General features: G+C 61.5%; 15 protein-coding genes. 10 read left to right on the plus strand and 5 right to left on the minus strand.

Annotated elements, in window-relative coordinates; genetic code table 11:
- Positions 1 to 410, minus strand: a 410-nt coding sequence (locus BHAP_RS02790) for a transposase (protein ID WP_211279673.1), incomplete at its 3' end; no start/stop codon positions are given.
- Between BHAP_RS02790 and BHAP_RS11840 the strand changes: the two genes are divergently transcribed.
- Entirely contained in the window at positions 409 to 606 is a 198-nt protein-coding gene (locus BHAP_RS11840) for a hypothetical protein (protein ID WP_244569274.1), read from the plus strand. The two genes, BHAP_RS02790 and BHAP_RS11840, sit on opposite strands and share 2 nt — an antisense overlap.
- Positions 607 to 671: 65 nt before the next feature.
- Positions 672 to 998 carry a hypothetical protein gene (locus BHAP_RS02795; RefSeq protein ID WP_094729337.1) on the plus strand — a complete coding sequence of 109 codons (327 nt, stop codon included), beginning with the start codon at positions 672 to 674 and terminating at the stop codon, positions 996 to 998.
- 333 nt (positions 999 to 1,331) lie between these two features.
- Here the strand turns inward: BHAP_RS02795 and BHAP_RS02800 are convergent, their stop codons facing one another.
- Positions 1,332 to 2,537 (minus strand): XRE family transcriptional regulator, encoded by a 1,206-nt coding sequence (locus tag BHAP_RS02800; RefSeq protein WP_094729289.1) that lies wholly within the window; start codon positions 2,535 to 2,537, stop codon positions 1,332 to 1,334.
- Positions 2,538 to 2,582: 45 nt separating this feature from the next.
- Positions 2,583 to 3,353, minus strand: a complete 771-nt coding sequence (locus BHAP_RS02805; RefSeq protein WP_060620641.1) for a hypothetical protein — start codon at positions 3,351 to 3,353, stop codon at positions 2,583 to 2,585.
- Between the two features lie 294 nt (positions 3,354 to 3,647).
- Here BHAP_RS02805 and BHAP_RS02810 point away from each other — a divergent pair, with 294 nt between their 5' ends.
- Positions 3,648 to 7,943, plus strand: coding sequence for an LPXTG cell wall anchor domain-containing protein (locus tag BHAP_RS02810; RefSeq protein ID WP_094729290.1), 4,296 nt, complete (start codon positions 3,648 to 3,650; stop codon positions 7,941 to 7,943).
- A gap of 171 nt (positions 7,944 to 8,114) precedes the next feature.
- Here BHAP_RS02810 and BHAP_RS02815 read toward each other — a convergent pair whose 3' ends face one another.
- The gene (locus tag BHAP_RS02815; protein WP_043164844.1) at positions 8,115 to 9,596 is read right to left on the minus strand and encodes a glycoside-pentoside-hexuronide (GPH):cation symporter; all 1,482 of its coding nucleotides are present in this window, start codon (positions 9,594 to 9,596) and stop codon (positions 8,115 to 8,117) included.
- Between the two features lie 362 nt (positions 9,597 to 9,958).
- Between BHAP_RS02815 and lacZ the strand changes: the two genes are divergently transcribed.
- The 3 genes from lacZ (at position 9,959) to nagA (ending at position 15,403) form a co-directional block, all read left to right on the plus strand.
- Entirely contained in the window at positions 9,959 to 13,120 is a 3,162-nt protein-coding gene (gene lacZ, locus BHAP_RS02820; RefSeq protein ID WP_094729291.1) for a beta-galactosidase, LacZ type, read from the plus strand.
- A gap of 85 nt (positions 13,121 to 13,205) precedes the next feature.
- Entirely contained in the window at positions 13,206 to 14,018 is an 813-nt protein-coding gene (nagB, locus tag BHAP_RS02825; RefSeq protein ID WP_055427681.1) for a glucosamine-6-phosphate deaminase, read from the plus strand.
- A 71-nt stretch (positions 14,019 to 14,089) separates the two neighbouring features.
- The gene (nagA, locus tag BHAP_RS02830) at positions 14,090 to 15,403 is read left to right on the plus strand and encodes an N-acetylglucosamine-6-phosphate deacetylase (protein WP_055427680.1); all 1,314 of its coding nucleotides are present in this window, start codon (positions 14,090 to 14,092) and stop codon (positions 15,401 to 15,403) included.
- 51 nt (positions 15,404 to 15,454) lie between these two features.
- Here nagA and BHAP_RS02835 read toward each other — a convergent pair whose 3' ends face one another.
- Complete coding sequence (locus BHAP_RS02835; protein WP_055427679.1) at positions 15,455 to 16,456, minus strand: LacI family DNA-binding transcriptional regulator; 1,002 nt, start codon at positions 16,454 to 16,456, stop codon at positions 15,455 to 15,457.
- Positions 16,457 to 16,972: 516 nt separating this feature from the next.
- Between BHAP_RS02835 and BHAP_RS02840 the strand changes: the two genes are divergently transcribed.
- Genes BHAP_RS02840 through BHAP_RS02855 form a run of 4 tightly spaced genes read left to right on the plus strand, consistent with a single transcriptional unit; the run spans position 16,973 to position 20,855 of the window.
- Positions 16,973 to 17,179 (plus strand): hypothetical protein, encoded by a 207-nt coding sequence (locus tag BHAP_RS02840; RefSeq protein WP_025263185.1) that lies wholly within the window; start codon positions 16,973 to 16,975, stop codon positions 17,177 to 17,179.
- 18 nt (positions 17,180 to 17,197) lie between these two features.
- Positions 17,198 to 18,043, plus strand: a complete 846-nt coding sequence (locus tag BHAP_RS02845; RefSeq protein WP_055427678.1) for a VirB6/TrbL-like conjugal transfer protein, CD1112 family — start codon at positions 17,198 to 17,200, stop codon at positions 18,041 to 18,043.
- A 42-nt stretch (positions 18,044 to 18,085) separates the two neighbouring features.
- Complete coding sequence (locus BHAP_RS02850) at positions 18,086 to 18,466, plus strand: PrgI family protein (RefSeq protein WP_055427677.1); 381 nt, start codon at positions 18,086 to 18,088, stop codon at positions 18,464 to 18,466.
- The gene (locus BHAP_RS02855) at positions 18,459 to 20,855 is read left to right on the plus strand and encodes a VirB4-like conjugal transfer ATPase, CD1110 family (protein WP_055427676.1); all 2,397 of its coding nucleotides are present in this window, start codon (positions 18,459 to 18,461) and stop codon (positions 20,853 to 20,855) included. Before BHAP_RS02850 ends, BHAP_RS02855 begins: the two co-directional genes overlap by 8 nt.
- Positions 20,856 to 20,994 lie beyond the last annotated feature (139 nt).

The raw sequence follows: 20,994 nt of genomic DNA on the forward strand, positions 1-20,994 counted from the left end.
TTGAGCTTGTCGCTCAGAGTCTGCGAGGGCATGCGATCACCCCACAACAATTGGCTGACATCATCAACCTGACGCGTGGACACGCCCGCCAGATACATGTCAATCAGCGCCTCCTCGACGCTCTCCTCGCGCCGCCGGTAACGCTCGATCACGGCCGACTCGAACACCGCGCCCTTCAGTTTCGGTACCTTCAGGCTCATTTTCCCGGCCTTGACGGTCAGATCACGCTTGTAATGGCCGGCCCGGTACGCCTTGCGATCCCCGCTGCGCTCGTAACGGGCGGCGCCCGTGATCTCGTCGGCCTCGGCGTCGAGCATTGCGTTCAACGTCTCCTCGACGCTTCTACGGACCATCCGGTCCAGGGTGGTCTCCAACATGGCCTGGTCGACCTGTAGAATCTGCTGTGACATGGCTTCGTGCCCTCTTTCCAATCGCGATTTGTTTTGTTTGGCGACAGAAAATCGTACACAGGACACGAGCCATGCCCTTTCATCTCAAGCCCAAGCCAAAGTGCGCAAAATTTCGGGCCTTATCTACCTGGCGATCGCGCGCCACGCGCTCATCGCCGCCCGCATGTCCATCCTCACCGGGCAAAACGAAAGCTGACAAGCAAACAAGCCCGCATGCAGACAATCAAACAATCAAACTTGCTTGCACGCAGGCAAGCTGACATGCAAGCAATCAAGCAAGCCAACAATCAGGAAAGCAAACAATCCAACAATCAGGAACGGAGCAGAACCATGAACGACAACCACAACGAAAACGAGGAACCCTTCGACGGCACGAGCGAGGATTCCACGCTCGAAGACCAGATGAGTGCGCACATCGCGGCCATCGCCGCCAGCGGCGTCGCCGCCGAAGCCGAAGCCCTGGCCAACCGGCAGGCCGATATGGCGGCCAAGGAACGCCGTGAAACCAGACTGGCAATCCTCGCCGCCATTGGCATCTTCGGCGCCGTCATCGTTTATATCATTACTCACATTGCTGAAAATCATTAGAATGATTAAAGTAAAGAGAAACGAGTATGGCCCTACACCTTAAAAATCTAATCTACAAATCATTGCTTCCGATAATTGAATTCATTTCTTTGTTGAGTAGGTATATATCAAATTAAATTACCATTTGAGTATAGATCAATTCAACCATATCGGAATAGGGTTCTTCCACTCTTACTCAAGAAGGAAACGGAAGAACCCTATGTAGAAATTAGGTTCTGTTAAATTAGAATCGACGTGAATGATCAATTCGTTTCCCAAGGTTGTTGGCGTTCCTGAGAACGCCAACAACCAGACGTGTTGCCGATGTCAAAGTTGATTTGACAGAACCAAGGATTAAGCAATCATACGATTGGGTCTTTGCTCAAAGCGATTGGCGGCAATACCCCAGTGCATACCTTCATCATCTAATCCATCGGACCAGTAATCTAGATATCTAAATGGAGCTCCCAACTCACTGGCCAAGCCAATAGAATCTATTTTCAGTCCTTGATCTGTCTTAAATCCGTATGCCGATGTAATCATTTGTTTCAGCAATAGCGGATTCTCGATTCCGACGGGTACAGGTTCTTGCTTCTTCCATCCTTTGCCTGATAGCTGTATGTTGAGGGAGGTGTACCTCTGCCGATCGATGATTCCTAAATTGTGAGAACGTGAGATAAGCGCAGCAATGGAAATGCCCCATCCTGCCTTAATTGGAAGAAAATCGCGCAACGATAAATTGGGTTTAAGAACCAAGCGAGCATCTAATTGCGAAATCAGAAAAGCTCCAGCAAATATATGGGCTTCACGCTCCACTAATTGCGGTGAATCAGGTTTACGATAACGATGCAAGATCAGATGACCAAGTTCATGGGCTTTAGTAAAGCGTAAACGATCGCCTCCTAATGCACCATTACCTAAATATCCAACACACATGGCATGCCACTGTGACGAAGGCGCAGTCACTCCCTCGCTAGTCAAATTTGCCCCGCCGCGCATATTCAATGATCTCATCGGAGAAACAATGATTCCGGCCCGCTCGATTGCGCGGGTTACGTTCGGAACGGCACCATCAGGCTTTAATCCGAGGCATTCACGTGTTCGGATAGCCAATCTCTCTATTTTCTCTTCGGAGAGCGATTGTTCGTGTGGAGCTATTTCATCAATCCATGCGGCTGGATTTTTTTTCATCTTCAGCACATGACGTAATTTTTGAATTACATCCATGAGTAATGAGTACTCCGTAGAAACCGAATTCAATTCACCCATAGATGATCTGGATGTTTTTCGATATGTAAGTTCGGATAATGGGATAACCGTTCCAGATTCCTCGAAATAAGAAATGGGATAGTCTAGAGCGCCGGATAATTTCACCGCATCTGATTCATTAAAGGAAATAATGCCATTCTGAAGCTTGCTGAGCTTTGCCTGGGATAGTCCAGAACGAGTGGACAACTCCTTCTGAGTGACGCCCTCCAAGCGTCGTGCCAGTGCAATCCTTTCTGGATTGAAAGCAAGACGCTGCTTCAGTGCAATCCCTTCTGGATTGAAAGTGGACATTGCAGTATCTCTCTATCTATTTATGCTATATACGACTAGCTATTCCTAGTTAGCTTCATTTCCTTTATTGTCGGAATTCATGCCTGCGTCCTCATTCTCATTTTTCTCCGACGACGAAGAGTCTGTATTATCCACATCTTCGACATCGGTCTGATCGGCCAGCAAATTCGGCAGAAGATTTTCCTGATCCTCTTGTAGTGGAATGAACTCATATTGCTCATCGCCACGAACGCTATCAAATAGCGGGAATTTAAATAGATAGTGGTTCTTTTCGCCGTATCGCCCCGGACCTTCTGTCTTATAAACGACGATGGATACACCTCCATCCGTCATCTCATCCCAAGTGCACACCAAGCCAATATCGTGAAGATCGGGAATCAGCTTTCCTTCGTCGAACAGGCCTGGATCCACTGCTTGCAACTGTCCCTTCGGGATGCACTGGCTCTGTGAAAAGTATGCACGGCTGGCACGGGTCGCATTTGACTTAGGAACTCCATGAGTCAGAGGATCCACCTTTCGGAGAATCAGCTTCACGCCGGTCTCGTTTTCCCTCAGATGAAGGAAACCACTCCGGTCAAAAAGCGTCCAATCGTCAGAACCATATTGTTCCCAAATTCGAGCCGTGCGTTGGTTGACAAGACGGGAAAGATTCTGTCGGTTCTGATGGGGCCAGAACAGATCATCGGGATATCTGGTTTCCAGATCCGAACGCGCCTCGGCAAGAACGGTGTACAGTGCCGGTCCGATTGGGGTCAGAACGTCCGCAAGTGCGTGGACCTCGTCCAGATTGACAAAATCTTCAGATGAATATTTCAATGCCGCTTCCCTGCTATCAAGTACTAATGGAATATTTCACGACCTATTTTAACTCATGAGCGGAATGGTCGCAAATGTCCGTTGGCCACAAAAACGCCATGTACGTTGTGTTGTCCGCCGCAGAACCACCTGGCGCGGGGTGATGCTGATGGTGCGTTCGGAGCCCTACGGCCGGCCGTCGGGTTCACGGGCGTGCTTTTCTTCCAGGGACCCGGGAGGAGGCGGGTTCTGGAGTCCCCGTCTCCTCCCTTTCCGGAGAAGGGCGATTCTGTCGCACATGGGAAAGGATTTCGTATGAGGCTCGGGAAGAAGGGCGTCGGCGTAGTGGCGTCGATCACCGCCGCCGCGGCGTTGCTGGCCTGTCTGGTTCCGGTCGCGCTGGCCGACAACGGTGGCGGCGGTTCCGGCGAGGACGGCGGCGGCTCCGGCGGCGGTCCGACGCAGACGGCCGATGCGCATTGGATCTACAAGGATTCGTGGCCGGCCACGCTGGATGGCATGAAGATGGCGTTGAGTGACGCGAAGGTGCGTCTGTCGTCCGATCTGGCGAACGGGCAGAACCAGTTCGTGAACATGAACAAGACTTTGAGCGACGCGATCGACGAGTGCCGGCGTTCCTATACGGGTGACGGGAACGCGGATTGCCGTCTGGTGGCGGTGGGCTACGTGCGATTGGCGGATGGTTCGTTCAATGGCAGCTACGTGAGTTCGAACGCGAAGAACCGTTGGGAAGCGCAATGGAAGGCCGAGGCGAAGGGCGACTACACGTATCAGGGCCAGAAGTACTCGACCTCGACCACATGGAAGGACAAGCTCGGCACACGCAGCGTCGATTCGCTGGCGCAGGAGTCGATCGACTCCAACCCGAACGCCTCGTTCCGTGTGATCGTGCTGGCACAGAACCAGCCGCCGGTCGATTACAAGCTGAACGTGACCACCAGCCACAAGCAGAAGACCGACATGCAGGTCGGTTCCACCGACCCGATCGGCGACGTCATCCACGCCGACAACGGCGGTTCCGCAATCAAAGAGACGCTGAACGGCACCGCGATCATCCATTACGAGAACGGCCCCTATCTGCCCGCGAAGAGCGTGAGCAAGCCGATCAGCTTCTCCAGCAATGGAGACACCCAGCTTGACAATCTCGCCTCGCCGAAGGACTTCGGCATGAAATACTGGGCCGAAGGCTCGTACTGGATCGACATCCAAGTGCCCAAGCAGGGGCGCATGCAGACGGCCGTGGACACCGCGGACCGCGATCCGGCCGAATCCTGGAAGGTGAGCCCGATGCCGCCCGAGCCCCCGGTCAAGAAGATCGAGGACGGCGTGAGCGCCGACCGGATGACGAACCGCACCACCATCACGTACGGCACCGGCCGCGGCGGCTACGAGATGCGTTTCCGCGACGTGATCGAACCCAACGGCGTCGAATACTCCGTAGACAACTACAGGCTCATCGACAGGACCGACGGCAACCGCGACGTTTCCGGCGAGTTCGAGATCAACTGGGACAAGGCGTCGAACACGGTGTCGGCCGCTCGTTCGGCGGACAACGGCGAGATGCCCATGGACCATGTCTACGAATTCAGCTTCGACGTGACCGTGTCGAAGCCCTCCGACTTCCAGCAGGTCAGGGACCATGCGTGGGGCCAGTGGAACCACGAGCCCGAGGCCGACGCCGGAACGAAACAGTTCGATACGTGGCGGCCGAATCCCGACAAGAGCTGGATCCGCCTGAACGCGAAGGGCCAGTGGGAGGCGGTCATCGACCCGAAGGAGACCAACCAGACCGGCGCCGACGATATGACGCTTCTGGACGGGGACCGGGTCGCCTCGGTGGTCAACGGCACCATCGCCAAGAACCTCATCCAAGCCCCGGAGGCTCTGACGCTCACGGACGACTGGTCGGCCGCCGACTACCTGTTCGACGCCGACGACAAGTCGAAGATCAAGGTGTACGAGGCCGATGCCGGCACCGATCGCGAGTCCAGCGTCACCGACATCGCCAACCACGGCAGGGACGTCACCGACCAGTGGGCGATCACGATGGAAGGCACCACGGTGACCGCCACCGCAGGCCAGGCCTACCGCGAGGGATTGAAGGGGCTGAAGACCGCGAAGCAGGTCACGCTGCTCATTCCCGGCAAGGCGTCCTATGCCAACGGCAAGGGCGCGGGCCAGGTGCGCGACGACTTCGGCAAGCAGTCGAGCGACGAACTGTCGTTCTGCACCACGCCGGATGGCAAGGCGCTGACGAACAAGGGATCCCAGACCGTCAACACGCACACCATCCCCACGAACGAACCGAAGATCTGCGGCTACATACCGCCCGTCGTCAAGGACGTGGTCGGCGAATCCTCGCAGGGAGGCGACCAGGCGTCCGTGGACGGCAGGGTCGTCTACCCGGGCCAGCGCGTGGAATACCGTCTGGAGACCCAGCCCCACCTGCCCGGCAATCTCGCGTACTCCGTCAGCGAGGTGGCGGTCACCGACACCTACGACGAGCATCTTGAAGTGGACAAGCAGACCCTGGAGGTCACCGACCTGTCCACCGGCAGGTTCATCCCGAAAACCGAGTACGAGACCCAGTGGAACGACTCGCAGCACGCGGTGCGCCTCGTGTTCTCCGACGGGTATGTGAAGACCAACTGGCGCAACGGCGCGAACCCGCGCATCATCGTCCGCTTCGAGGGCACGGTCGCCAAGGACGCGCCCACGGACACCAAAATCGGCAACCAGTGGGCATTGACACTGAACAACATGGTCACCCCGAGCAACAGGGTGTGGAACGAGCCTCCCGACTTCACGCCGGTGAAGAAGGACACCCAGGCCGACCCGTCCATCAGCATCGACGGCAAGACCGCCCTGCTGGGCGACCGGATCTACTACCGCGTGATTATCGACGCCAAGCAAACCAACCAGGCCTACAAGGTCTGGAGACTCGGCATGACCGACGACTGGGACGACGAATACCTCTCCCTTGACGCCAAGCGCATCGAGGTCACCGACACCGCGACCGGCAAGGACGTGACCGCGAAGTTCAACATCGCGGCGATCGACGGCGTCGCCTACGTGTACGCCAAGACCGCGGACACGAAGGTGCCGGCCACCGGCGAGACCATCAAGGGCGACCCCCAGCCCAAGAACCTCAAGGAATACGCCGAAAAGAAGGACCACGACCCGTTGAAGGAGCCAGCCATCGACCAGTCGATGCTGGGCACGAGCTACGAGGTGATCCTGCCGATGACCGTCATCAAGGTCACCGACGGACATATCGTGAAGAACAAGGCCACGCAGGTCGTCAACGACACCCGCAAGGACACCAACGAGGTCGCCAACCCCCTCAAACCCGTCAACCCGTCCAAGGACGTGGTCGTGAAGGTGGACGGCGAATCCATCGACAAGCAGAGCGTATACCTCAACGGCCTGTTCCTCTACCGCCTCGACAGCTCCGTGCTGCCCGCGCACCGCGCCTACCAGAAGGTCACCGACTGGAGCATCACCGACCCGCTCGACACCGAGCACGACCAGTACACCGGCCAATGGGCCGTGTACGCCATGCGCGACCTGACCGAACAGGGCAAGGTGATCGCCCATAAAGGCATGAAGATCGCCGGCAGCAGCTTCGACGCCGGCGCATACGGCGGCGAACTGTTCACCCTCGCGCAGGACGACAAGGGCGTGGTCACCGTTACTGCGACCCAGCGCATGCTCGACCTCATCAGCGGCAACGACGAAAGCGAGCAGGCATGGACCGCGTTCATCCAGTGCAAGCGCGTCAAGACCGGCGAACACATCGCCAACCGGTTCGACGAAACCCTCAACGGCACCAAACGGCCTTCCAACCAGGTCGAGACGCACACGCCCGACATGACCCCGAGCCTGAAGATCGAGAAATGGGACGAGGCCTCCGGCTGGCCGGCCGGCGACCGCGACCAGGTCAAGGACGCGCTGGCCATGCAGGGCGACACGCGCATCGTGTTCACCATCACCAACACCAGCACCGCCGACCCCGACACCAAGCAGGGCGCATGGTACCGAACCAAGGACCTGAACCTCAAGGACCAACTGGTCGCCGGCGACGGCCGGGTGACCGACCTCGAATACCCCGCCGATTGGGACAGCCGCATCCTCAAGCCCGGCGAAAGCGTCGAGGTCAAGGGCGTCCTCAAGGGCGTGACCGACCATCACACCGACCGCGCCACGGTCACCGGCACGCCTCTGATCGAATGCGTCGTCTCCGACCCGGATCCGTTCGACGGCAAGGACGAGACGTCCGCACCCGATGACGCGGTCACGATCGACGGCAGGCTCGTCTGCCCCGACACCGAAGTGGTCAGCAACACCGACGACTGGAACGGCTACCGGACCGGGCTCGCCCACACCGGCGCCGCCATCCAGGGCGTGATCGCCGCGGCGATCACCCTGCTCGCCGTCGGCGTGGGACTGGTCGCCGCCCGCAGGTTCAGGCGCGGGAACAACGCCGCCGGCCGTCACTCCGGCACGATGCAACCCGTCGATGCCGAGGACGCCGACGCGGATGCCGTCGAAACCGTGGATTCGGTTCCCGGCGGGCAATCCGTGGTCTGACCGAAGCGGCAGGGACCGCTTTCTGCCGCGATGATTCTTCCGGCCGGACGACAATCCGGCCGGAACCCCGCCGGTTCTCTTCCTTCTTCTCTCCCCGGCGGGCATGGCAACGGCCCGGCGCCAACGGTTCAAACCGTTAGCGCCGGGCCGTTCCCTTGCTGCCCTGATTGCTTACTGCTTGTCGGTTTCCTCGGAGGCGAGTCGTTCTTCGAGCTGTTCGACGATGTGGTCGTGCATGTTCTCGTCGATCTTGACGGTCAGGAGGAAGACGACGAGGCTGGCGACGATGCCGGCGAGCGGCAGGTAGTAGGCGCAGGTCTTGAACGTGCGGATGTTCGCGGCGGTCATGTCGGCGGCGGTGGCGTTGCCGACCATGCCGGCGGCGACGGCCACGAAGCCCACGATGCCGTTGGACAGCGCGCCGGCGATCTTGTCGAGCATCGGGCGCACGGAGAGGGTGACGGCCTCGTTGCGCTTGCCGGTCTTGAGCTGTCCGTATTCGATGGAGTCGGTCATGCTCAGGATGGCGGTCATCTGGATGGTCTGCGCGGGCAGGTAGAAGAGGACGAGCGCGACGATGACGACGGGCAGGTTCATGGGCGCGATGATGAACAGCGTGTAGCCGGCGATCATGAACGCCATGCCGGCGGTGTACAGCCAGCGGCGCGGGATGCGGCGGTTGAGCACCGGGTAGAGGGGCGTGGTGACCAGTCCGGTGATGACCGGGATGACGCCGGCGATGGAGAAGCTGTCCGGCGCGCCGAGCACGTATTTGAACTGGTAGAAGAGCACGCCGGTGGTGGCGACGTTGGCCACGGAGTACAGCAGGTAGCTCAGGGCGACCCACAGGAGCTGGTCGTTCTGGGCGATGGCCTTGAACGCCTCGATGGGGTTGCCGTTGGCCTCGGCCTTGGCGCGCAGCTCGCCCTGGTTCTCGCGGGTGCCGAACGCGACGCTCCACGCGGTCAACAGGCCGAGCACGGCGATGATGATGGCGAACGCGGCCCAGCCGGTGCGGCCCTGCTCCCATTGGCCGGTGAACTTCCAGGTGAACCAGCTGACGACGGGCACGACGATGACGGTGACGCCGTTGTAGCCGATGGATCCGGTGAACGCGCCGAGCGCGGTGTACGTGCTGCGTTCGTGCGAGTCGGAGGAGATCGCGGGGATCATGCCCCAGTAGGAGATGTCGCGCAGCGAGTAGATCACGTCCAGCAGGATGAACACGATGACGAACAGGACCATGAACACGCCGGTGTTCACGTCCACGAGGCCGAACAGGCCGGTGAACACCATGATCAGCAGGATGCCGGGCACGAGGCCGCCGATGAACTGCCAGGGGCGGAACCGGCCCCAGCGGGTGTTCGTGTTGTCCACGAGGTTGCCGAGCAGCGGGTCGAGGAAGATCTCCGCGATGCGGATGACCACCACGAGTCCGGTGATCACCGCAATGAGGCGCGCGGCCAGCGTCTTGTCCACGTCGATGAACAGCGCGGTGGTCACGAACGTGATGAAGAACGTGCTCATCGTGTTGTAGAACGCGGCCTGTCCCAGATTGCCGAACGCGTATGCGATCTTCTGGCCCATGTTCCTCGCGGGCGCTGCCTGCGGTTGTCCGGGCGTCGCCGTGCGCTGTGTGGTGGATCCGCTCATGGTGTGGTGGCCTCCTTGCGACCTGTAAAGAATCCGTGCGCGGGAACAGCTCCGATCCCGCAAGACGCGAGTATAGAACTTTCTCAAAAAAGTAAAAAACTTTACCGCGTGTCGCAAGCAACGCCAACGAATCGCATTCGACGATTCGACGCGACGCACGGGCGAAAAGACACCGTAGCAGCCGAATTATCATTGCAATCAATGGATTTGCACAGGTTCTCGCAGTCACCATCGAGGCATGCGCAAGAAGTTGCGTAAATTAGTAAATATCTTTATCATCGTTGTGCAAGGAGTCACATTCGAGGGCTCCCGCACTGCGGCGGCAACGACGCGACGCAATCCGATGCGAAAGCGAGGACATCATGAACGCAACCGACGATCAGCGGAAGAACGGCGATCCGATCGTCTCCCCGTCCATGCCGACGACGGCATGGCTCGCCGACCCGCGCGTGTACGCGGTCCACCGGCTCGACGCCCATTCCGACCATGCGTGCTGGTCGTACGCCCCCTCCGGCGGCGAGGGCACGGATCTCACGCAGAGCCTTGACGGCGAATGGCGGGTCCGCGTCGAGACGGCGCCGGCGAACAGCTTCCCCGACGGGACGAGCGACGGGCCGGATTGGATCAGCGACGTGTCGCCGCTGTTCGCCGCGCCGGGCTTCGACGACTCGTCGTTCCCCCGCGTGCGGGTGCCCTCGCATCTGGAGACCGCGGGGCTTCTTGACCCGCAGTATGTGAACGTGCAGTACCCGTGGGACGGCCACGAGGACCCGAAGGCCCCGGCCATCCCCGAGCATGGTCATGTGGCGGTCTACCGACGCAAGTTCGCCGCGGAGGGCGCGGTCGCCCAGGCCATCCGCGAGGGCCGCACGGTGACGCTCACCTTCCAGGGCGCGGCCACCGCCATCTACGTGTGGCTCAACGGCGCGTTCGTCGGCTACGCCGAGGACTCCTTCACGCCCAGCGAGTTCGACGTGACGGACGTCGTCAGGAAGGACGGCAACGTGCTGGCGGTCGCCTGCTACGAGTATTCGAGCGCGAGCTGGCTGGAGGACCAGGACTTCTGGCGGTTGCACGGCCTGTTCCGCTCCGTCGAGCTCAACGCGAGACCCGCCGCCCACGTCTCCGACATCCACGCCGAAGCCGATTGGGAGCCTGCCACGTCGATCGGATCGCTCTCGCTGGACGTGCTGATCGACGGCGCCACGAACGCCGCGACGGCCGACCTCGCGTTGCGAGACAAGAACGGCACCATCGTCTGGCGCACCGCCACGGAAGCGGCCGGAACGCTGCACGCCGAAGCCGAGATCGACGACGCCGCCCCCTGGAGCGCCGAACGCCCGGACCTGTACGAATTGTCCGTCACCCTGCTCGACGCGGACGGCACGGTTCTGGAGACCGCGCGCACCCGCATCGGCTTCCGGCATGTGGCCATCGAGGACGGCGTCCTCAAGCTCAACGGCAAGCGCCTCGTGTTCCGCGGCGTGGACCGCCACGAGTTCGACTGCCGGCGCGGCCGCGCCGTCACCGAAGAGGACATGCTGTGGGACATCCGCTTCATGAAGCGCCACAACATCAACGCGGTGCGCACCTCGCACTACCCGAACCAGTCACGCTGGTACGAGCTGTGCGACGAATACGGCATCTATCTGATCGACGAGACCAACCTGGAGACCCACGGCAGCTGGAACAGCCCCGGCGACATCCCCGTGGGCACCTCCGTCCCCGGTGACGACGAGGCCTGGCTGGGCGCATGCATCGACCGGCTGGACAGCATGATCATGCGTGACCGCAACCATCCCAGCGTACTCGTCTGGTCGCTGGGCAACGAATCCTACGCGGGCGAAGTCCTCAAGGCCATGAGCATGCACGCGCATCGGCTCGACCCGGGCCGTCCCGTCCACTACGAAGGCGTCAACTGGAACCACGCCTACGATGGGATCAGCGATTTCGAAAGCCGTATGTACGCCAAGCCGGACGAGATCCGCGACTGGCTCGAACACGGCGACGAGCGTGGCGCGGCGAACAAGCCGTTCGTCAGCTGCGAGTACATGCACGCCATGGGCAACTCGTGCGGCGGCCTGAGCGAGTTCATCGACCTCGAACAGTACGAGCGCTACTCCGGCGGGTTCATCTGGGACTACATCGACCAGGGGCTCGTCCAGCGCCTGCCCGACGGGAGCGAACGACTCAGCGTCGGCGGAGAATGGGGCGACCGGCCGACCGACTACGAATTCGTGGGCAACGGCATCGTGTTCGCCGACCGCACGCCCAGCCCCAAGGCGCAGGAGGTCAAGCAGCTGTATTCGCCGATCAAGCTCACCCCCGACGGACACGGCGTGACCATCGAGAACCGCAACCTGTTCATCGGCACCGACGATTACGTGTTCGCCGCACGGCTCCTCGAAGACGGGCGCGAGATCTGGCACGCCGACTACCGGTTCGACGTGGCCGCCGGAGACACCCAACGCCATGACATCGCCTTCCCCGACATCGACACGGACGGGAATACGCGCGAGGTCACCTACGAGGTCGATCTCCTGCTCGCCGAAGCCACTGCATGGGCGCCGGCCGGCTACGAGCTCGCGTTCGGCCAGCTTACCGGCACTCTCAACCCCGAACGGGACATCACCGAGACCGATTATGACGACGACGGCCGCGCGACGGTCACGCTCGGCCGGTGGAACGCGGGCATCCGCCGCGACGACGAGGAAATCCTCCTGTCGCGCACCCAGGGAGGCATCGTCTCCTGGACGCGGGACGGACGGGAAATGGTCATCCGTCGCCCTGAACTCGTCACCTTCCGCCCTCTGACCGACAACGACCGCGGTAACCGTTCCGGATTCGACCGTGCAGCATGGTTCGCGGCCGGCCGCTACGCCATCGTGACCGATACGAGCATCACGCAATCCGACGACGGAGGACTCACGGCCGAATACCGGTACGAGCTCGCCGACCCGGGCCACACGCCCGTGACGGTCGCCTACCGCATCACGTCCGACATGCGCATGCGATTGACCGTCGAATACCCCGGCGGTGTCACCAACGCCGCCAGCCTGCCCGCGTTCGGTGTCGAATGGGAACTGCCCGGCGAATACACGCAGCTGCGCTACTACGGACCCGGCCCCGAGGAAACCTACCGCGACCGCAAGCAGGGCGGCAAGCTCGGCATCTGGGACACCACCTCAGAGGCGAGCATGGCGCCGTATCTCATGGTGCAGGAAACCGGAAGCCACGAGGACGTCCGCTGGCTCGAAGCCACCGACATCCAAGGCCACGGATTGCGCGTCAGCCAGCGCGGCGACCGTCACTTCACGGCCAGCCTGCTGCCATGGAACACCTACATGATCGAAGCCGCGCGCCGCCATGAGGACCTGCCCGCCCCGCGCCACAACTACCTGCGTCTGCTCGCGGCGCAGATGGGCGTCGGCGGAGACGACTCCTGGGGAGCCCCCGTCCACACGGCCTACCAGCTGCCCGCAGGCAGGCCGCTCACCCTCGACGTGAACCTCGAACTCATCTGACCGGCAACGGGCGGCGGCATGCACCACCATGCCGCCGCCCGTGCATATTCCCCAAAACACACCCACAGAAAAGAGACAATCAATCATGGCTGAAGTGATCATCGTCAAGAACGAGGAGGAGGCCGGCGAGATCTACGGCCGTTGCGTGGCGGACCTCATCAAGGCCAAGCCGGACGCGGTGCTGGGACTCGCCACGGGCTCCAGCCCGCTGGCCGCCTACCAGGCCCTCGCCAAGATCGTGCATGAGGAGCACATCGACGTCTCCAAGGTGCGCGGCTTCGCGCTCGACGAGTACCTGGGCTTGCCGCTCGACCACCCGCAGTCCTACCACTCCACCATCCACCGCACGGTCGTCGAGCCCCTGGGCCTCGACCCGGCCAAGGTCCACGTGCCCGGCGACGTGCTGAACGGCGCCCCGCTCGAAGACGGCGACAAGATCGCCGCCGCCGGCCCGGCCTACGACGCGGCCATCGAGGCCGCGGGCGGCATCGACGTGCAGATCCTCGGCATCGGCACCGACGGCCACATCGGTTTCAACGAGCCCGGCTCCTCGCTCGCCTCCGGCACGCGCGTGAAGACCCTGGCCGAGCAGACGCGCATCGACAACGCCCGCTTCTTCGACGACGACATCAACCAGGTACCGACCCACTGCATCACGCAGGGCATCGGCACGGTCCTGAAGGCCCGTCACCTCGTGCTGCTTGCGTTCGGCTCGGGCAAGGCCGAGGCCATCGAGGAGACCGTCGAGGGTGGCGTGAGCGCGTTCTGCCCGGCCTCCGCGCTGCAGCTGCACCCGCACGCCACGATCATCGTGGATGAGGAGGCCGCCAGCCGCCTGCGTCACAAGGACTACTACCGCTACGCCTTCGCCCACAAGCCGGCCTGGCAGGGCATCTGACGGCAATCGAACGGTTCGGGCTCCTTCTTTCTCCGCAAAGAAGGAGCCCGAACGCATATAGGAAGGAAATCATGACACAGGACAGAAGTGAGATCGTCGCGCACGTGACGGCGGCGTTGGAGGGCGAGGCCCGTCCGGTCGCGATCCGCGGGGCTCGCAAGGTGGACGCCCGCGGCGAGCAAAGCGGATATTGGGTGGTCTCGGACGCGCGCGGCGTGATCGTGGCCACCGGTTTCGCGGCGGCGGACGGCAGCGGCGAGGAGGCGTTCGAGCACGCCTGCCGCACGGTCGGCATCGACCCGGCCGCTCCATCGGGTTCGGACGGTGCGGTTATTGATGCGGACGGCCGCATCCTCACGCCCGGCTACGTGGACATCCACGCCCATGGCGCCTGGGAGAAGAGCTTCGACGACGGCCCGAACGGCATCGACGTGGCCCGCGCTGGCCACGCGGTGCACGGCACCACCCGCCAGGTCCTCTCGCTCATCACCAACCCGATGGACGTGATCTGCCGCAACATCCGCACCGTGCGCGAGAAGATGGCCACCCGCCCCGACATCCTCGGCTGCCACCTCGAAGGCCCGTTCCTCGCCCTGAAGCGCAAGGGCGCGCACGACCCGAACTGCCTCAAGGACCCGGTGCCCGAACTCGTGGACCGCATGCTCGACGCCTCGGGCGCCGACCCCGCGGCCGGCAAGCTCGGCTGCATCCGTCAGATCACCATCGCCCCCGAACTGGAGCACGGCATCGGCGCCATCCGCCAGTTCGCTGCCGCCGGCGTGGTGCCCGCGGTCGGACACTGCGACGCCGACTACGCCACCGCCCAGGCCGGCTTCGACGCGGGCGCCGGCATCATGACCCACATGTTCAACGCGATGAACGGCCTGCACCACCGCGAACCCGGCCCCATCCCGGCCGCGGTCGAGGACCCGCGCGTCACCATCGAGCTCATCAACGACGGCTTCCACGTCCAGAACCCGATGGTCAAGCTCGGCTTCGGACTGGCGCCCCACCGCATCGCGTTCGTCACCGACGCGATGGCCGCCACCGACTGCCCCGACGGCGCGTACAAGCTCGGCGAGCTGGACGTGAACGTTGTCGACGGGCATGCGCGCCTCGTGTCCAACGGCGCCATCGCCGGCTCCACGCTCACCCTGGAGGTCGCGGTCCAGCGCGCGGTCAACGAACTCGGCTTCAGTCCCGTCGCCGCCGTCGAGGCCGCCACCCTCACCCCGGCCCGCGCCTTCGGATTCGACAAGGCCAACCCAGTTACCGGAGCCCCGCTCGGCCTCATCGCCCCCGGATACGCCGCCGACCTCAACCTCCTCGACCCCGCCGACTGGACCGCCCGGCACGTCTGGTGCGCCGGCCGCCAGGTGAAGTAAATTCCTTCCAGCAAAATCGACGCCGGTGCCGCCCGTCTTCGAGACGACGTCTTACGCCTGAGGAACGAAGCTTGCGCGCGGCACCAGCTCGGTCGTCAGCAGGATGTGACGACGCACCCGCCGCTCATGCTTCAACCCATCAATCAAGGTGGAGAACGCCATACGGGCCAACTCCCTTTGATCGATCGCATACGAACTCAGCGACGGCGACGTGTACCGGGCGATTGACTGGTTGTTCACACTCACCACGGCCAACTCGTCGGGAACTGCCACGCGCAGTGCGTTCAACGCCTGCAACGCCCCCACCGCGAGCACGTCGGCAGCCACGATCAGACCATCGGGCATGCTGCCGGCCTCACGATGATCGGCCACCAGTTGCTCCGCGAGACGATAACCGTTCTCCACGGTGAACGTGCCGGACGAATACACTAATCCGTCCGTTTCCAATCCCAAGTGCGCAGCCCACTGGCGGAACGACAGTTCGCGGATATCCTCGGGATAGTCATGCGTGCCCATGATGCTGCCCACGCCACCGAGAAACGCGATGCGTCTGCGGCCCGCCGCGATCATCGCGTCCAAGGCATCCAGCATCGTCTGCGACAGATCGGGCCGTACGGAGTCGAACAGGTGCGGTGCCGGATTCGTGTCGATGCACACGCCATGTGGGAGTGCCGCATGCAGGGCGCGCAGGTCTGTTTCGGGAAACACCGTGGCGCCCACGGTGATGAACCCATCGAACTCCGCTGCGCGTTCCGTCAGCTCGTGTATGGACCGGATGAACGTGGGCTGGTCCAATTCCATCGACCCCGCACACTCCGCAAGGACCTTCCGCAGATCGGAGAAGTATGCGTCCTGCAGCTCCTCCCCGGACGGAGGGGCGTCCAGCACAGCGATCGCGGGACGGAACACGTTGCGGTATCCCAGCTCCTCGCATACGCGCAGCACGCGCCGTCGCGTCTCCTCCTTGATGGAGAACGATGGGTCGTTCAGCAAGCGCGACACCGTGCTCTGCGACACTCCGGCCCGTTCCGCGACCTCCTTGAGCGTGGCCATGACATCCTCCCCGCAAACTTTAGTAAAGAGTTTTACTACAGCATAACCCGGGAAGGCATGGTTAGCGGCATTGGCGGCGTGGAAGTTTACCCATGACTGGTAGACTGCACATGTCCCGACAAAGGGGCAATGCATAGGATGGCGGGTATATCTCAGCTGACATGCCCGCCATTCTGAAGATTCTTCCGCTGCGGATTCCTTTTCTGACTTTTTCAGATCTGCAAATATGTAACGGCAAGTACAGATGCTTCAGTGCTGCTGCACATATGCCGATGACGGCTCGACCAACTTCGCACTCCGGTCTGATTCCGCTGAGTGTGGCGCTATGAATCGAAGAGGCGAGTTTTTGCTTGTTCCTTCCCTTTTCACTGCCCAGACTGGGAAACAGTCTTCCTATACCTATGCGGGGCAACGAGGTTCCTCTGTCCGCCGCTATCCTGCTGGTTTTCCCTGACGATGAGGTCAACGGAGGCCGTTGCCTATCGGGCTCCTTGATCGTCGTCAGAGGAGGCCGTCGTGGATTTGTTGAATCAGGTGCTTCAGTTGTTCGTCAGGTTCGCCACTATCGGTGGTGGCTTGTGGCTGGTGTGGGGCGCCGTTACCTTCGGTGGCGGTCTGAAGGATCATAACGGGCCGCAGACGCAATCGGGACTGTGGCAGATCGTGGGTGGAGGCATGATCATCGCGGCTGCGCAGATTTTCAACGCGGTGGCTCTGGGCTGAGCTGATTCGGGGCCTGCCGTGGAGGACTTCATCGTAGCCATGCTCAACATGATCGGCGGCGGAGGCGCCGGTTCGATCACAGCCGGGCTGTTATCTCAGGCGCCGGAGACGTGGAATCCCGCTCTTTACCAGTTGGCGGTGAACGTGCATGGAGTCGCCGTCAAGCCTCTGACATCGGTGGTGCTCGCGGTCATGTTCACGTTGGAGCTGGCGCGTAACTCGACGCGCATCGAGTCGGACCGTGATCTAGGTGTGAAGATCGTTGCCGGCACCATGTTCAAGATCGCGTTGGTGTTCATCGCCGTGCAGAACGCCAGTCTATTCATTCGGATGTTCAATCAGGTCACGCAGTTCCTCATGCAGGGAGTGTCTTCTCAGATGTCGTATGAGGCGACGGGCGACGGCGGTCAGCTGGGCGATCTGATGCGTGACCAGATTCGCGATGCCGGGGTGATGGGGCAGGCGGCGTTGTTCTTTCTGCTGGTGATCCCGTGGCTGTTGTCCCAGTTGGCGTCGGTGGTGTTCACGGTGGTGCTGTATGTGCGGTTCATCGAATTGTATGCGTTGACGGCGTTCCAGTCGTTGCCATTCGCGTTTCTGGTGCATGAGGACACCAAGCCGATCGGCGTGGGTTTCTTCAAGTCGTATGCGCGCACGTCGGTGAATGCGGTGTGCGTGTTCATCTGTCTGGTGTTCTATCAGCGGGTCGTGGTCGATGCCGTGAAGATCCCGGATTCCGCGGACAAGGGCATGGTGGCGTGGGTGACGGGCAACTTCGGCAATCTCATGATGGCGGGCATCCTGCTGTTCTTCGTGATCGCGGTGAGTCAGCGTGTCAGCCGGGCCATAGCCGGCGGCGAGTAGCCGCCTACCACAACCGGGGCCAATCAGGGAAAGGATTCTTTCATGTTGCAGATGCGCGTATATAAGGAGATCGCCAATGTCGAGGCGAAGGTGATGTGGGGGCTGAGCTGGCGCCAACTGGCGGCCGCCGCATGCATGCTCGTCCTGGGCGGAGGTGAGGCGGCGTTGTTCTGGTCGTTGGGCTTGTCCGATCTGGGGTCGTATCTGCTGTTTGCGGTTTGCCTGCCGTTCGCGCTGTGGGGTTGGTGGCGTCCGAAAGGGCTGAAGCCTGAACGGTATCTGGGATACATGCTGCGCCAGCGTTTCGGTCCGAAGGTCTACCTGCTCGAACCCTATGTTCCCGCGAGGTTTCCCGGCAAACCGTCGTTGAAAGAGAAGGCCCGTAGACGAATCAGGGGAAGGCAGGTACGTCGTCATGTCTGACATCAGTGGCAGCAAGGCGGTCAAAGGCAACGGTAAGCGACATGGAAAGGTCGGGAACAGGCGGTCCGGGAATCGTCGCATGCCTCGTTCGTCGAAGGAGTTGCTTGGCTATGATTCGATGCTGTCCAATGGCATCGTGTTCCTTGGCGGCGACCGGTGGAGCGTGTCGCTGCGGATCAGCGACATCAATTATCAGGTCGCGACCCAGGATCAGCAGCTGGATGTCGTGGACCGGTGGGGTCGTTTCCTGAATTCGATCGGCGAGAACATGGGAGTCCAGATCACGGTCGCCACGCGCATGCTGGATCCCGAGGAGGTGACGCGCAGTATCGCCATGTCGCTTCGGAGCGATGCGTTGGATGGATTGCGCGGGGACTTCAACCGCAATGTGCGTCGGCGTCTCGCCGGGCGTTCGCAGGGCGCGGTGACGGACAAGTATCTGACGTTGACGTTGCGTGAGCGGGACGGGGAACGGGCGGTCACGCTGCTGAACCGTGCCGCGTTGCGTGCCACGGCGCAACTGCGGTCGGTGGGCGGCTGCGTCGGCGTCCGCTTGAACCGGCAGTCGCGTCTGGCGGTATTGCACGGGATGCTGCGGCACGGTGTCCGGTTCTCGTTCACCGAGGATGGCTTCCTGAAATCGCATGGCATGTCCACGAAGGATTATGTGGCCCCGTTCGCCGTGGATGTGTCGGATCGCCGTCGGCTCCGGTTGAGCTCGGGCACTGCGGAGGTGTGGCATCAGTGTCTGTTGGTGCGTGACTTCCCGGATTATCTGAGCGATCAACTAGTGTCGTCCATCACGGACATCAAGGCGGATATCACGGTCGGCATCCATCTGTCCCCGCGGGGCAAGGCCGAGGGGTTGAAGCTCGTGAACCGGACGATCGCCGAAATGGATATGCAGGCCATCGACGAGCGGCGCAAGAACCGCAAACAGCATCTGCCCGAGGACATGCTGCCTCATGATCTTCAGGAATCCATGACTCAGGCGGGTGAGCTGCGTGATGATCTGGAGCATAACGGCGACCGTCTGGTGGATTCCCTCATGATCGTGGACGTGTCGGCGGGCAGTCGCGAGCAACTGGACCAGACGGTTCGTGACGTGACGGCCGCAATCGATGGGCAGTCGTGTGTGGCCGAGACCTTGGCCTACATGCAGGTGGAGGGGCTGAACGCCGTACTGCCGTTGGGGAATCCCCTGCCGCCGATGCGTCGCACGCTGACCACGTCGAGCGCGGCGATTCTGGTGCCGTTCACGTCGCAGGAGCTGTTCGAGCCGGGCGGGGTGTTCCATGGGGCGAACGCCCGCACCGGCAATCCCGTGGTCATCGACCGTACGAAAGGCATGAACGGCAACGGATTCGTTCTGGGTACGACTGGGTCGGGCAAGAGCCAGGCGGCGAAGAACGAGATCACCCAGATCTATCTGACCCGTCCGGACGATGATCTGATCGTCATCGACCCGGAACGTGAGTTCACGCCGTTGTGCACCGGTCTTGGCGGCGAGCGAGTCGAGATCGGGGAATCGTCGCGCGCGCATATCAACGCTTTGGATATCGAGTATGAGGATGATTCCGAGGGTGATCCGATACGGTCGAAATGTGCGAGCGTGCTGAACATGCTCGGCGTGCTGATCGGCGGACAGGACGGCATCGACCGCATGCAGCGCAGTCTGATCGACCGTACGGTCATCGGCATGTATCGCGAGGTGCGGGAGCATCCAGAACTGGGCATGCCAACGCTCGTCACCCTGCATGACCGTCTCACGGCTTTGAATGAGCCAGGTGCCCATGATGCCGCGCGAGCATTGGAGATCTACGCGACCGGCAGTCTGAACGCCTTCGCCCATGCCACTGATGTGAATACGTCCAGCCGGTTCCTGGTCTATGACGTTTCCGGTCTGGGAGCGGAGTTGCGCACATTCGGTATGCTCGTCGTCCTGGATCAGATATGGAACCGGGTCGTCAGGAATCGCCGTCTCGGCCGGCGCACCTGGCTGTGGGTGGACGAGTTCCATCTGCTGTTCTCGAACCGGTATGCGGCCGAATACTTCCTGCGCCTGTACAAGCGCGCCCGTAAATGGGGTTTGTGCCCCACCGGCATCACGCAGAACATCGAGGAGCTGCTGGCCAACCAGGATGCGCGTCTGATGCTCGCGAACAGCGACTTCCTGTTGCTGCTGAACCAGACCGCCACGGATGCCGACGCCTTGTGCGAGCTGCTGAAGCTGTCCGATGAACAGCGGGCGTTCTTCACCGGGGTGCAGCCCGGTCAGGGCATGGCTAAGAGCGGCACTGCGTTCATACCGTTCGATGGGCGTATCGATGCCGATAGTCTGCTTTATCGGTTGTATACCACGAAATTCGAGGATCGGAAACCCGAATGAGACCCGTCACCTCCGACTCATTCCACGCCACACGCAATCTCGTTCGACCGAACGGCACGATTCATGGCTTGAAAGTCCGTCATGTCAGCGGACTCTCCCATGGGCCCGTGCTGGCCGGGCTAAAACAGCCACAAACTAT

Origin of the sequence: Bifidobacterium hapali (genome assembly GCF_002259755.1) — a bacterium.
GTDB classification, from domain to species: Bacteria; Actinomycetota; Actinomycetes; order Actinomycetales; family Bifidobacteriaceae; genus Bifidobacterium; species Bifidobacterium hapali.